This is a genomic window from Mycobacterium asiaticum, assembly GCF_001668675.1.
Classification (GTDB): domain Bacteria; phylum Actinomycetota; class Actinomycetes; order Mycobacteriales; family Mycobacteriaceae; genus Mycobacterium; species Mycobacterium asiaticum_D.
This window is the reverse complement of the sequence record NZ_LZKQ01000296.1, coordinates 1-12412: the sequence shown is the minus strand read 5'-3', so window position 1 is coordinate 12412 and position 12412 is coordinate 1. Positions and strand designations below refer to the sequence as shown.

Sequence of the window (12412 nt, the reverse complement as noted above, 5' to 3'; positions counted from 1 at the left end):
TGATGATTCTGCCGATCGTCACTTCGGTATCGCGAGAAGTGTTCCGCCAGACCCCGCGCATGCAGATCGAAGCGGCCCAGTCGCTGGGTGCGACGAAATGGGAGGTGGTGCGGATGACCGTGCTGCCGTTCGGACGCAGTGGCGTGGTGGCCGCTTCGATGCTGGGTCTGGGCCGCGCGCTGGGCGAGACCGTCGCCGTGCTGATCATCCTGCGTTCGGCCGCCAAACCTGGCAATTGGTCGTTGTTCGACGGCGGCTACACGTTCGCGTCCAAAATCGCTTCGGCGGCTTCGGAATTCAGCCAGCCGCTGCCGACGGGAGCGTATATCTCGGCCGGGTTCGCACTGTTCGTGCTGACCTTCATGGTGAACGCCGCCGCCCGCGCGATCGCGGGCGGAAAGGTCAACGGGTGAGACCCTGATGACTGTTGATGCGCTCGACCGGCCGGTCAAAACGGTCGTGTTCCGCCCGCTCAGTACGTGGCGGCGGACCAAGAACGGGATCGCGACGGCGTTTTTCTTCGCCTCGTTCGCAGTGGCGCTGGTGCCGTTGATCTGGCTGTTGTGGGTGGTGATCGCCCGCGGCTGGCAGGCCGTCGTCCACCTTGACTGGTGGACCCACTCGTTGCGCGGCGTGCTGCCCGAGGAGTTCGCCGGCGGCATCTACCACGCGCTGTACGGGTCGTTGGTGCAGGCCGGTGTGGCGGCGCTGATCGCTGTGCCGCTGGGCCTGATGACCGCGGTGTATCTCGTCGAATACGGCAACAGTCGCCTGGCGCGCCTGACGACATTCATGGTCGACGTGCTGGCCGGCGTGCCCTCGATCGTCGCTGCCTTGTTCGTCTTCAGCCTGTGGATCGCCACCCTGAGGTTCGAGCAGAGCGCGCTGGCCGTGTCGTTCGCACTGGTCCTGCTGATGTTGCCGGTGGTGGTTCGCTCCACCGAGGAGATGCTGCGGCTGGTGCCCGATGAATTGCGGGAAGCCAGCTACGCGTTGGGTGTCCCGAAATGGAAGACGATCGTGCGGATCGTGTTCCCGATCGCGATGCCAGGCATCGTCTCCGGTGTGCTGCTGGCCGTAGCCCGCGTCATCGGCGAGACCGCACCGGTGCTGGTGCTCGTCGGCTACAGCCGCTCGATCAATGTCGACATCTTCGAGGGCAACATGGCCTCGCTGCCGCTGCTGATCTACACCGAGCTGACCAACCCCGAGCACGCCGGCTTCCTGCGCGTCTGGGGTGCGGCGCTGACCCTGATCATCATCGTGGCCCTGATTAATCTGATCGCCGCCGGAATCAAGCTGGTGGCGACCCGCGGCCTGCTGCGCAACATGTTCGCCTCAGCCGCCCAGGGCTTCGGCGTCTTCCGCTAGCTACGACTTTCGCTGGCTACTGCGCGAGGCGCAGCACCCGGCCGTTGCCGCGGTCGGCGACGTAGACGTTGCCCTTCTTGTCCACCGCCACCGACAACGGGGTGTTCAGGCCGGTGAACGGCAACTCGACCGAGGCGGTCGCCCCAGCCGGCAGCTTCGCCACCACGTTGTTGTCGTGTTCGGTGACGTAGACGGCGCCGGCGCCGTCCACCGTGATGCCCCACGGCGCGCTGATGCCGGAGAACGGCAACACCGTCTGGTTCGAGGTGCCGGCGTCCAGCTTGAGCACCCGGTTGTTGTCGGTGTCGGTGGCGTAGATGTTGCCGTCGCTGTCGATGGCCACCCCGTCGGGATTCTTCAGGCCCTGGAACGGCACCTCGGTCTGCTGGTTGCTGCCGGCCGCCAACTTGAGCACCCGGTTGTTGCCCCTGTCGGCTACGTATACGTTGCCCTGGGCATCGACAGCCACACCCTCCGGGTAGTTCAGCCCGTCAAACGGCAGCACCACCTGGTTGTTCGAACCGGCCGACAACGACACCACCCGGTTGTTGAAGTCGCTGACGTAGATCTTGCCGGCACCGTCGACCGCGATGCCCTGCGGCTCGTAAAGGCCGTTGAACGGCTTGACCGTCGGCGACGACGAGCCTTCGGGCAGCGCCACCACCCGGCCGTACATGGTCTGGTTGGTGACGTAGACGACGCCGTTGCCGTCGACCGCGACACCGCCCGGCGCGAAGCGGAAGTTGAGCCCGTTGAACGGCAGCACCTGTACTCCGCCGGCCTCGGTGGGACCCGAGTCTTTCTTGTCCTCGCCTCCGAAGATCAGGAACCCGGTGACGGCCGCGATCACGAGCAGGACCACGGCGGCCAGGGCACCGATGAGCAGGCCCTTTCGCGACTTGCCCTGCTGCGGGGGCGTGGACTGCGGCGGGGGCGTGGTCAGGGGATGCGGCTGCGACGGCTGCTGATAGGGCGGCGGGCCACCAAAGCCGGGTCCGGATCCGACACCCGGTTGGCTGCCGGCCCACGCGGTCGGGGCGGCAGCGGGGGCGGCCTGTGTGTACTGGTCCGAATTCTGCGGCGGGCGCTCACGCCACCCACCGGTGTTCGACGGCAGCGGCCCGGCCATCGTCTCGTCGCCGGTATGCATCGGGGGCACGACCGGCGCGCGCATGGTTGCGGGGTCGCTGTACTGCTGGTGAGGAGCGGAGTACTGCTGCGGAGCGGACGCGTTGGAGTTCGCCCAACCGGGGTTCAGGCTCGGGTCGACGACAGGCGCAATCAGCGTCTGGTTGTCGCCCTGGCGCAGGATGGAGGCCTCCTGTCGCTGCTCCGGGGCGGTCAGTGCATCGTGGGCGGCCTCGGCCAAGTCACCCGCGGTCATGTATCGCTGATTCGGGTTCTTGGCCATCCCCTTGGCGATCACCTGGTCCAGGGCTTCGGGCACCCGACCGGGCCGCAGCACACTGGGCCGGGGGATCGGCTCCATCAGGTGGGAGGCGATCAACCGCTCGACGCTGTCGGCTCGGTAGGGCGGCGCCCCGGTCAGACATTCGCCGAGCACGCAAGCCAACGCGTAGATGTCGGCCTTGTAGGTGACCTCGTCTCCGGTGAACCGTTCCGGCGCCATGTAGCTGTAGGTGCCGACTGCCATCCCGCTCTGGGTGAGGTTGGGGTCGTGGGCTGCGCGGGCGATGCCGAAGTCCACCAGGTAGGCGAAATCATTGGCCGCGATCAGGATGTTCTCCGGCTTGACGTCGCGATGGGTCACGCCGCTGGCGTGCGCGGCGTCCAGGGCCGCCGCGATCTGGCGGACGATCGCCACGGCGCGGGCCGGGGTCAGCGGGCCGAACTGCGTCAGCATCGACCGCAGCGATACGCCGTCGATCAGGCGCATTTCCACATAGAAGTGACCCTCGATCTCGCCGTAATCGTGGATCGGCACGATGTGCGGTTCGGTGAGCCTGCCCGCGGTGTCGGCCTCTCGCTGCATGCGGGCGCGGAACACCGGATTGTTGGAATACTGCGTCGAGATCAGCTTCAGCGCGACCACCCGGTGCTTACGGGTGTCCTCGGCCTCGTAGACCTCGCCCATCCCGCCGCGGCCGATCAGGCGCACCAACTGGTAGGGACCGAACTGCGAACCCACCCGCGATTCCGAACCGGTGTTGGTCACCGTCGATGCTCCCTTCGCCACCCGACGACATTCCGGCCGACTGTGCACCGCCGAATCTGATGGTTAACACACGGTAAATCCTCACAGAGCAGGCACACAACAAAATGGCGCCACTCACAGTGAATTTTGAATCACGAGTGAGTAACGCCGGTTCCGGATTTGCCGTCAAGACGCCGCCGTGCTGACTGGCACGTCGGATCGGTTCATCGGTCCAGAGTGACTCTGCCAGTTCGCAATTCGCCGCGGGTAGCCGAGATGCGAACGACGCCAATGGTCCGGTGGCGGAACCGACCGCCCCCCAACGGGTCCCGCTCAACCGGTACGGTGACTGCCGGTCATCCGATCGCGTTCACGATCGGTACCAACTTCGATTGGAAGTTGTTGGGCAACGGAATGTAGCCGTACTCGTCCAAGCCGATCTGACCGTCACCAATTGTGGCTTGCATGAACGCCTTTACCGCCTGGCCAGTCGGAGTATCGGGATACTTCGAGCAGACGATCTCGTAGGTGACCAACACGATCGGGTAGGCCCCGGCCTGCGTCGGCCGATAGAACGACGAGGTGTCGACGATCAGATCATTCGGGTCGGTGCCGTCCTTGAACGTCGCCCCGGCGATGGTCTTGCCGACGGTTTCGGCACTGATCGACACCGCCTCGGGGCCCGCGGAAGTGATGATTTGAGCCATGTTCAGCTGGTGTCCGACGGCGAACGACCACTCGTTGTAGGTGATCGAGCCGTCCGTGCGTTTCATCGCCTGCGATGTGCCGTCGTTGCCGGTGGCGCCTTCGCCGACGCCGCCGTTGAAGGCCTGGCCCGCGCCTTTGCCCCAGGCGCCGTTGGACGCCGCGTCCAGATATCTCTGGAAATTGTCGGTGGTTCCGGACTGGTCGGCGCGGAAGACCACGTGAATCGGAGTTGGGGGCAGGTTGGTGTTCTTGTTCAGCGCCTTGATCGCCGGGTCGTCCCATTTGGTGATCGCCCCGTTGAAGATCTTGGCGATGGTCGGCCCGTCCAGGCTGAGCGAATTGATGCCGTTGATGTTGTACGTGACCGCAATAGGGCCGAACACCACCGGGATGTCCCATGCCGGCGAGCTGCAGCGCTCCCGGGCGCGGTCGGGTTCGCCCTTATCCGGATTCATCGGCGAGTCGGATCCCGCCAAGTCCACCTGACTGCTGAGGAACGCTTTCATACCGGCGCCCGAGCCGTTGGCGTTGTAGTCCAGCGTGTGGCCCGGGCAGGCGTGGATGAAGGCGTATACGAACTGCTCCATCGCGTTCTTCTGCGCGGTCGAGCCGGCAGCGAGGATCTTCTTCTTGCCGCCGCAGTTGACCGGTACCACCGGCGTACTACTCGTTCCGGACGAGGAGGCTGTGTTGCCGGAGTTGCCGCCGCATCCCGAGAGCACCACGGCGACGGCAACGAGCAGACTCAGTGCGACGCCAGGTCGAGTGAACTTCACGGCAACTCCTCTACCGAACGCAGGCGATAACCGAACACGGGCGAAGATGAACAAAGAATGTCACTGGTGACCCCGTGTCGGTCAAGGTTTCTTAAGATTTCGACGCCGCTTTGGAACCGGCTTTCTTGGCCGGTGATTTCTTTGCCGGGGACTTCTTGGCCGGTGATTTCTTGGCGGGCGCCTTTTTTGCTGCCGCCTTCTTCGCCGGGGCCTTGCCGTTGCCCGAGCGGGCCTTCACGCTGGCTTCCAATTTGGCCAACAGATCCGAGACGTCTTCGGTCTCATCCAGCTCGGTCGGCTTTTCCTCGACCGTAAACGCCTCTTCGCCTTCGAGTTTGGCGTCCACTAGTTCTTGCAGCTGCTCCTGGTAGGTGTCGTGGTAGCGGTCCGGATTGAAATCATCGGCCATCGACTCCACTACCTGGCCGGCCATCTTCAGCTCGGCCGGCTTGATGTCGACTTCCTTGTCCAGCACCGGGAAATCGGGGTCACGGATCTCGTCGGGCCACAACAAGGTGTGGATCACCATCACGTCGCGCTTGCCGAAATCCTTGACGCGCAGGGCGGCCAGCCTTGTTTTGTTGCGCAGCGAGAAATGCACGATCGCCATGCGATCCGCCTCGGCAAGTGTCTTGGCCAGCAGCACATAGGATTTGGACGATTTGGAATCGGGCTCCAGGAAGTAGCTCCGGTCGAACATCATCGGGTCGACCTCGCTGGCCGGGACGAACTCGAGCACCTCGATCTCGCGACTGCGCTCCTCGGGCAAGGTGGCGATGTCGTCGTCGGTGATCACCACCGATCGGCCGTCGTCGGATTCGAAGGCCCGGGCGATGTCGCTGTACTCGACGACTTCGCCGCACACCTCGCACACCCGCTTGTACCGGATGCGGCCGTTGTCCTTGGCGTGCACCTGGTGAAATTTGATGTCGTGGTCCTGGGTGGCCGAATACACCTTGACCGGCACGTTCACCAGCCCGAAGGCGATCGAGCCCTTCCAAATGGAGCGCATTTCGTCAGTATGCCCCGTGCGAGTCTCAATAACCCCTTGAGGCGTTGAGCGCGGCGCGATCCGGTAGGTCCGCGCCGGCACGGGTGACGGTCAGGGCCGACGCCGTCGTCGCCAACTCGAGTACCGACGTCAGCTCGCCGAGCTCGATCCGGTGCAGGGCGGTGCGCCGGTCACCGCCCAGCAGGCCCAGTTCCCACAGACCGTCGAGCAGCCCGACCATGAAGGCGTCGCCCGCGCCGACGGTGTCCACCACCTGCTGCGGATGGGCGGGCACCAGCACCTGCCCAGCCGCGCAGAAGCCGATCGCGCCGCGCTCGCCCATGGTCAGCGCCACGAGCGCCGGCCCGCACGCCAGCCAACTGCGGGCCGTGTCCTGCGGAGCCCGGTCGGGCGCGATCCAGCGCAGATCCTCGTCGCTGACCTTGACGATGTCACTGCGCTCGACGAGCTTATCGATGCGTTCCCGCGCCTGGTCGCGGTCGACGACCACGGACGGTCGCACGTTGGGGTCGAAGGTGATGCTCGCCGAGACCCGGTAGGCGTCCAGTAGAGCGGCGACCGCCAGGCAACCCGGTTCCCGCACTGCCGCGATGGAGCCGGTGTGCACGAACAGCGGCGGCGGCACCGGCGGTGTCCCGGTGAGCCGCCAATCCAGGTCGAACGAGTAGTTCGCCGAGCCGTCCGCCGCGATGGTTGCCACCGCGGTGGGGGTGCGCGTCGCGGTGACGCTGGTCGGAAGAAGCTGAGCGCCAGCATCTTTCAGGTAATCCGCGATGCGCCGGCCGGCGGCGTCGTCGCCGATGTGGGTCAGGAAGTCGACGCCGCGACCCAGCCGCGCCAGCCCGACGGCAACGTTGAGCGGACTGCCACCCACGTGCTCGCCGCCGCTGGGTCCCTCGACGATGTCGATCAGGGCCTCGCCGATCACCAGGCCCTTCATGAGCCTTGTCCCATGCCCGACACGTTACGTTGGCAGCATGGGTTCGGCACAGGTGCAGCAGGTCAAGCTGACCAACGCCGACAAGGTGCTGTATCCGGCGACCGGAACCACCAAGCGGGAGATCTTCGACTACTACACCAGCATCGCCGAGGTGATGGTGCCGCACATCGCGGGCCGTGCCGCCACCCGCAAGCGCTGGCCCAACGGCGTCGAGGAGCCGGCGTTCTTCGAGAAACAGTTGGCGTCCTCGGCGCCTGATTGGCTGCCCCGCGCGAGCATCACGCATCGGTCGGGCACCACGACGTACCCGATCATCGACAGCGTTGACGGGCTGGCCTGGATCGCCCAGCAGGCGGCGCTGGAGGTGCACGTGCCGCAGTGGCGGTTCGTCGCGGAGTGGACCCGCAGCGGGGAGACCCTCAAACCGGGACCGGCGACCCGGTTGGTGTTCGACCTGGACCCCGGCGAGGGTGTGACGATGGCGCAACTGGCGCGGGTCGCGCGGGCGGTGCGCGACATGATGGCCGACATCGGCCTGACCACCTACCCGCTCACCAGCGGCAGCAAGGGACTGCACCTGTACGCGCCGCTCGATGAGCCGGTGAGTAGCCGCGGCGCGACCGTACTGGCCAAACGTGTTGCGCAGCAACTGGAGAAGGCCATGCCCAAGCTGGTCACCTCGGTGATGGCGAAGAATGTGCGGGCCGGCAAGATCTTCCTGGACTGGAGCCAGAACAACGGCGCGAAAACCACCATCGCGCCGTATTCGCTACGCGGCCGCGAGCATCCGACGGTCGCCGCGCCGCGCACCTGGGAAGAGCTCGACGACCGCGGATTGCGCCAACTTCGTTTCGACGAGGTGCTGGCCCGGGTGGCTCGCGACGGCGACCTGATCGCGCCGCTGGATCCCGGTGTGCTGCTGCCGGACCGGCTGAGCAAGTACCGCAGCATGCGGGACGCCTCCAAGACCCCCGAGCCGGTGCCGCGCTCGAAACCCACCACCGGACAGAACAATACGTTCGTCATTCAGGAGCACCACGCGCGTCGCCTGCACTACGACTTCCGGCTGGAACGTGACGGTGTGCTGGTGTCCTGGGCGGTGCCGAAGAATTTGCCCGAGACGACATCGGTGAACCACCTGGCCGTGCACACCGAAGACCACCCGCTGGAATACGCCTCGTTCGAGGGCAACATCCCCAAGGGGGAATACGGCGGCGGCAAGGTGATCATCTGGGATTCGGGGACTTATGAGGCGGAGAAGTTCCGCGACGATGAGGTCATCGTCAACCTGCACGGCAGCCGGATCTCCGGGCGGTACGCGTTGATCCAGACCAAGGGTGACCAGTGGCTGGCGCACCGGATGAAGGACCAGAACGTCTTTGACTTCGACGCGCTCACCCCGATGTTCGCCACGCACGGGTCGGTCGCGCGGCTGAAGAAGGGACAGTGGGCATTCGAGGGCAAGTGGGACGGGTACCGACTGTTGGTCGACGCCGACCACGGCGCGCTGCGGCTGCGGTCCCGCAGCGGGCGCGACATGACCAAGGAATATCCCCAATTGCAGTCGCTGGCCGCCGATCTCGCCGATCATCAGGTGATTCTCGACGGTGAGGTGGTGGCCCTGAACGCGGCGGGGGTGCCGAGCTTCAACGAGATGCAGAACCGGGTTCGGGCGACCCGAATCGAGTTCTGGGCCTTCGACCTGCTCTACCTGGACGGACGCTCGCTGTTGCGGGCCAAGTATTCCGACCGACGCAAGCTGCTGGAAACCCTGGGCAGCGCAAGCGAACTCATTGTTCCCGAGCTGCTGCCCGGCGACGGCCCCGACGCGCTCGAGTATTCCCGCAAACAGGGGTGGGAAGGGGTCGTCGCCAAGAAGCGGGATTCCAGCTACCAGCCGGGCCGGCGCTCGGCGTCCTGGATCAAGGACAAGAACTGGAACACCCAGGAAGTGGTGATCGGTGGTTGGCGGGTCGGCGAAGGCGGCCGCAGCAGTGGTATCGGCGCGTTGTTGCTCGGCATTCCGGGTCCCGACGGGCTGGAGTTCGTCGGCCGGGTGGGCACTGGGTTCACCGACCGCGAACTGGCCAACCTGAAGAAGACGCTGGCGCCGCTGCACACCGACGAATCACCGTTCCACCCAGCGCTTCCGAAGCGAGAGGCGCGAGGTGTCACGTTCGTCGAGCCGGTCCTGGTCGGTGAGGTGCGTTACAGCGAATGGACCCCGGACAACCGGCTGCGGCAATCGAGTTGGCGTGGGCTGCGGCCGGACAAGAAACCAAGTGAGGTAGTGCGCGAATGAAATGGGTTACCTATCGCGGTGCGGACGGCGAACGGGTCGGGGTGCTCTCCGGTGAGCAAATCCATGCGCTTCCGGCGGGACAGACGCTGCTCGGGTTGATCGGTTCGGGTCCCGACGGCCTGCGTGCCGCCGGAGAGGAGGCGTTGCGGTCACCGGCCGCGGTGGTGGCGCTCGAGGAGGTGACGCTGGCCGCGCCGATCCCTCGCCCACCGTCGATCCGCGACTCGCTGTGCTTCCTGGACCACATGCGCAACTGCCAGGAGGCGACCGGCGGCGGTCGCGTCCTGGCCGACGCCTGGTACCGCATCCCGGCGTTCTACTTCGCCTGTCCCGCAACGGTATTGGGACCCTACGAGGACGCCCCGATGGCACCTGGAAGTGTCTGGCAGGACTTCGAATTGGAGGTCGCCGCGGTGATCGGCACCGCCGGCAAAGACCTGACCGTCGACCAGGCGGAGGCGGCGATCGTCGGCTACATGATCTTCAACGACTGGTCGGCACGGGACCTGCAGGCGCTGGAGGGGCAGCTGCGGATCGGGCAGGCGAAGGGCAAGGACAGCGGCGTCACCCTGGGCCCGTATCTGGTCACCGCGGACGAGCTGGAACCGTTCCGGCGGGAGGGAAAGCTGAGCCTGCGGGTGCAGGCGTTGGTCAACGACGCCGTGATCGGTTCGGGGTCCACCGCCGCCATGGATTGGACGTTCGGTGAGGTCATCTCGTACATGTCGCGGGGCGTGACGCTGCAACCCGGTGATGTGATCGGGTCCGGCACCGTGCCGACCTGCACGCTCGTCGAGCATTTGATCAAGCCGGAATCCTTTCCCGGCTGGTTGCGCGACGGCGACGTGGTGACGCTACAGGTGGAAGGTCTCGGTTCTACCCGGCAGACCGTGCGAGCCACGCCAGAGCCGGTTCCGTTGCCGCCCAGGGCCATTCCGTCCGCGCCCGTCGCTCCGCCGACGGCGCGGGTGAATCCCGCACCGGCGAGGGTGCCCTACACCCGCGGGCTGCATGAGGTCGCCGATCGGGTGTGGGCGTGGACGCTGCCGGACGGCGGATACGGGTGGAGCAACGCCGGTCTGGTGGCCGGTGACGGCGCATCATTGTTGGTGGACACCCTGTTCGACCTCGCCTTGACCCGCGAGATGCTGACCGCGATGCGGCCGATCACCGATCGCGCGCCGATCAGCGATGCGCTGATCACCCACTCCAACGGCGACCACACCCACGGCAATCAACTGCTGGACGACAGCGTGCGGATCATTGCCGCGCAGGGCACCTTCGACGAGATCGCGCATGACCATGGGGTGGAGAGGCTGGTCGCCCTCCAGACGGACGACCTCGGGCCGGTTGCGACCCCGTACGCGCGGGAACGCTTCGGGCACTTCGATTTCAGCGGCATCACGGTGCGCAATGCCGATCAGACGTTCGATCGATCGCTGACGCTCGACGTCGGCGGCAGGGCGGTCCACCTGCTCAACCTCGGACCGGCGCACACCGCGGCCGACTCGGTGGTGCACGTGCCCGACGCCGGGGTGCTGTTCGGCGGGGATCTACTGTTTATCGGCTGCACGCCGATCGTGTGGTCCGGGCCGATCGCCAACTGGATCGCGGCGTGTGACGCGATGATCGCTTTGGACACGCCGATTGTGGTGCCCGGCCATGGGCCGGTGACCGACCCAGACGGAATCCGCGCTGTGCGTGGCTATTTCGTGCACATCACCGAGCAGGCGGACGAAGCCCACCGCAAGGGCCTGTCGCTGGCCGAAGCCGTCGATGCCGTCGACCTCGGCGAGTACGCCTCCTGGCTGGATTCCGAACGCATCGTCGTCAACGTGTACCGGCGCTACTGCGAACTGGATCCCGAGACACCGGCCCCGGAGTTGTTGGGGTTGTTCACCATGCAGGCGGAGTGGTTGGCGAAGCGCGCGGGGTAGGTAGCGGGCGCCTCGCTGGAGGACCATGTTCTGTGCCCGGCTTGTAGCGACACTGTCGTTGCGGGGCAGTCAGAGTTCCCCCCGTGCTGCAGGTTTTGGCAGGGAATGAGGTGTCGCGGACAAGCCGATTAATCCTGAGCGCTAGTGAAATGCGCTGCAGCGCCAGTTATGAAAGCCGCGATGTCAACATTCGAGTACTCGAAAGGCTCGGTTTACAACCTCTGAGAGGATGTCGCTGTGCGAGCCCTCATCGTTGTCCGCCGGTCCCGCGTCACCGACGCTACAACTTCCCCTGAACGGCAGCTCCAAGCCTGTCGCGACCTCTGCGCTCAGCGCGGTTACGAGGTTGTCGGGATCGCTGAGGATCTGGACGTGTCAGGGCAGCTACAACACCGTTCAACCGTCCCCAGCTCGGCGACTGGCTGCTCAATCGACTCGGAGAGTTCGACGTTCTTGTCTTCTACCGAATGGACCGGATAGTACGCAGACTGCGAGATCTCGCAGATTTAATCCGCTGGTGCCAAGAGCATTTGGTCTCGGTCGTGAGCGCGAGTGAGCAGTTCCTGGACCTTACGGCTCCGTTCGGGGACATCATCGCTCTACTTGTCGCCAAGGTTGCCGAGATGGAGCTAATAGCGATCAGTGAGCGCAACGCCTCGGCTGCTCGCCACAACATCCGTGCTGACAGGTACCGGGGAGGGATTCCGCCGTGGGGCTACCTCCCAGAACAGACCGAACAGGGCTGGCGCTACATCCAAGACCCCGAGCAGGTTGAGGTAATCCGCGAGGTAGTCGAGCGAGTGCTGGCCGGTGAGCCGCTGCGACAGGTCGCACCCGACCTGACCGACCGGAAGATCCTCACTCCGAGGGATCGGTTCGCTCAGTCGCAGGGTCGAGAGGTCCAGGGTTACGAGTGGCACCCAGCGCCGCTGAAACGGTCCTGACGAGCCCGACGCCGCTAGGCCAGATCGTGGCAAGGGAGCCGCTGACGGGCCCTCAAGGGCGCGTCGAGCGGGACGCTAAGGGTCGCAAGTTATTCGGACCCGAGACCGTCGTCCGCAACGACGACGGCTCTCCGGTCGTTCGGGCTGAGCCGATACTTATCTGCGAGGTATTCGACCGTCTCGGCGTCGAGCGGTTGCGTCCACCAAAGTGGTGTATCAGTCGGGCCGTGAGTTGAGGACCGGCGTGTCGCAGCCGGCTAGATAAGG

The 12412-nt window shown here is 65.5% G+C and carries 10 protein-coding genes; 6 read left to right on the top strand and 4 right to left on the bottom strand.

Features of this window, described 5'->3' with window-relative positions; translation table 11 throughout:
- Both A9X01_RS24615 and pstA read left to right on the top strand, forming a co-directional pair.
- Positions 1-413, top strand: a 413-nt coding sequence (locus A9X01_RS24615; protein WP_155772267.1) for a PstC family ABC transporter permease, incomplete at its 5' end; no start/stop codon positions are given.
- 7 nt (positions 414-420) lie between these two features.
- The gene (gene pstA, locus A9X01_RS24610; RefSeq protein ID WP_065123223.1) at positions 421-1371 is read left to right on the top strand and encodes a phosphate ABC transporter permease PstA; all 951 of its coding nucleotides are present in this window, start codon (positions 421-423) and stop codon (positions 1369-1371) included.
- Positions 1372-1387: 16 nt separating this feature from the next.
- Here pstA and A9X01_RS24605 read toward each other — a convergent pair whose 3' ends face one another.
- The 4 genes from A9X01_RS24605 to A9X01_RS24590 form a co-directional block, all read right to left on the bottom strand.
- Complete coding sequence (locus A9X01_RS24605) at positions 1388-3547, bottom strand: serine/threonine-protein kinase PknD (protein WP_065123222.1); 2160 nt, start codon at positions 3545-3547, stop codon at positions 1388-1390.
- Positions 3548-3882: 335 nt separating this feature from the next.
- Positions 3883-5010 carry a phosphate ABC transporter substrate-binding protein PstS gene (gene pstS, locus A9X01_RS24600; RefSeq protein ID WP_065123221.1) on the bottom strand — a complete coding sequence of 376 codons (1128 nt, stop codon included), beginning with the start codon at positions 5008-5010 and terminating at the stop codon, positions 3883-3885.
- 91 nt (positions 5011-5101) lie between these two features.
- Positions 5102-6022 carry a non-homologous end joining protein Ku gene (ku, locus tag A9X01_RS24595; protein WP_065123220.1) on the bottom strand — a complete coding sequence of 307 codons (921 nt, stop codon included), beginning with the start codon at positions 6020-6022 and terminating at the stop codon, positions 5102-5104.
- Positions 6023-6047: 25 nt separating this feature from the next.
- On the bottom strand, positions 6048-6962 hold the full coding sequence (locus A9X01_RS24590; protein ID WP_065123219.1) for a carbohydrate kinase family protein: 915 nt from the start codon (positions 6960-6962) through the stop codon (positions 6048-6050).
- Between the two features lie 37 nt (positions 6963-6999).
- On the opposite strand from A9X01_RS24590, the gene A9X01_RS24585 reads away from it, so the two are divergent.
- The 4 genes from A9X01_RS24585 (at position 7000) to A9X01_RS32305 (ending at position 12145) form a co-directional block, all read left to right on the top strand.
- Positions 7000-9264, top strand: a complete 2265-nt coding sequence (locus A9X01_RS24585) for an ATP-dependent DNA ligase (RefSeq protein ID WP_065123218.1) — start codon at positions 7000-7002, stop codon at positions 9262-9264.
- Entirely contained in the window at positions 9261-11201 is a 1941-nt protein-coding gene (locus tag A9X01_RS24580) for a fumarylacetoacetate hydrolase family protein (protein WP_065123217.1), read from the top strand. Before A9X01_RS24585 ends, A9X01_RS24580 begins: the two co-directional genes overlap by 4 nt.
- 237 nt (positions 11202-11438) lie before the next feature.
- Positions 11439-11681 (top strand): recombinase family protein, encoded by a 243-nt coding sequence (locus tag A9X01_RS32310; RefSeq protein ID WP_436405303.1) that lies wholly within the window; start codon positions 11439-11441, stop codon positions 11679-11681.
- Positions 11669-12145 carry a recombinase family protein gene (locus tag A9X01_RS32305; RefSeq protein ID WP_436405302.1) on the top strand — a complete coding sequence of 159 codons (477 nt, stop codon included), beginning with the start codon at positions 11669-11671 and terminating at the stop codon, positions 12143-12145. The genes A9X01_RS32310 and A9X01_RS32305 overlap by 13 nt, the downstream gene beginning before the upstream one ends.
- Positions 12146-12412: the final 267 nt, after the last annotated feature.

Bases quoted from the DNA above. Each gene is read 5' to 3' on its own strand.
- ku (WP_065123220.1), bottom strand. From the start codon at position 6,022: ATGCGCTCCATTTGGAAGGGCTCGATCGCCTTCGGGCTGGTGAACGTG.
- A9X01_RS24585 (WP_065123218.1), top strand. From the start codon at position 7,000: ATGGGTTCGGCACAGGTGCAGCAGGTCAAGCTGACCAACGCCGACAAG.
- pstA (WP_065123223.1), top strand. From the start codon at position 421: ATGACTGTTGATGCGCTCGACCGGCCGGTCAAAACGGTCGTGTTCCGC.
- A9X01_RS32305 (WP_436405302.1), top strand. From the start codon at position 11,669: ATGGACCGGATAGTACGCAGACTGCGAGATCTCGCAGATTTAATCCGC.
- A9X01_RS24580 (WP_065123217.1), top strand. From the start codon at position 9,261: ATGAAATGGGTTACCTATCGCGGTGCGGACGGCGAACGGGTCGGGGTG.
- A9X01_RS24590 (WP_065123219.1), bottom strand. From the start codon at position 6,962: ATGAAGGGCCTGGTGATCGGCGAGGCCCTGATCGACATCGTCGAGGGA.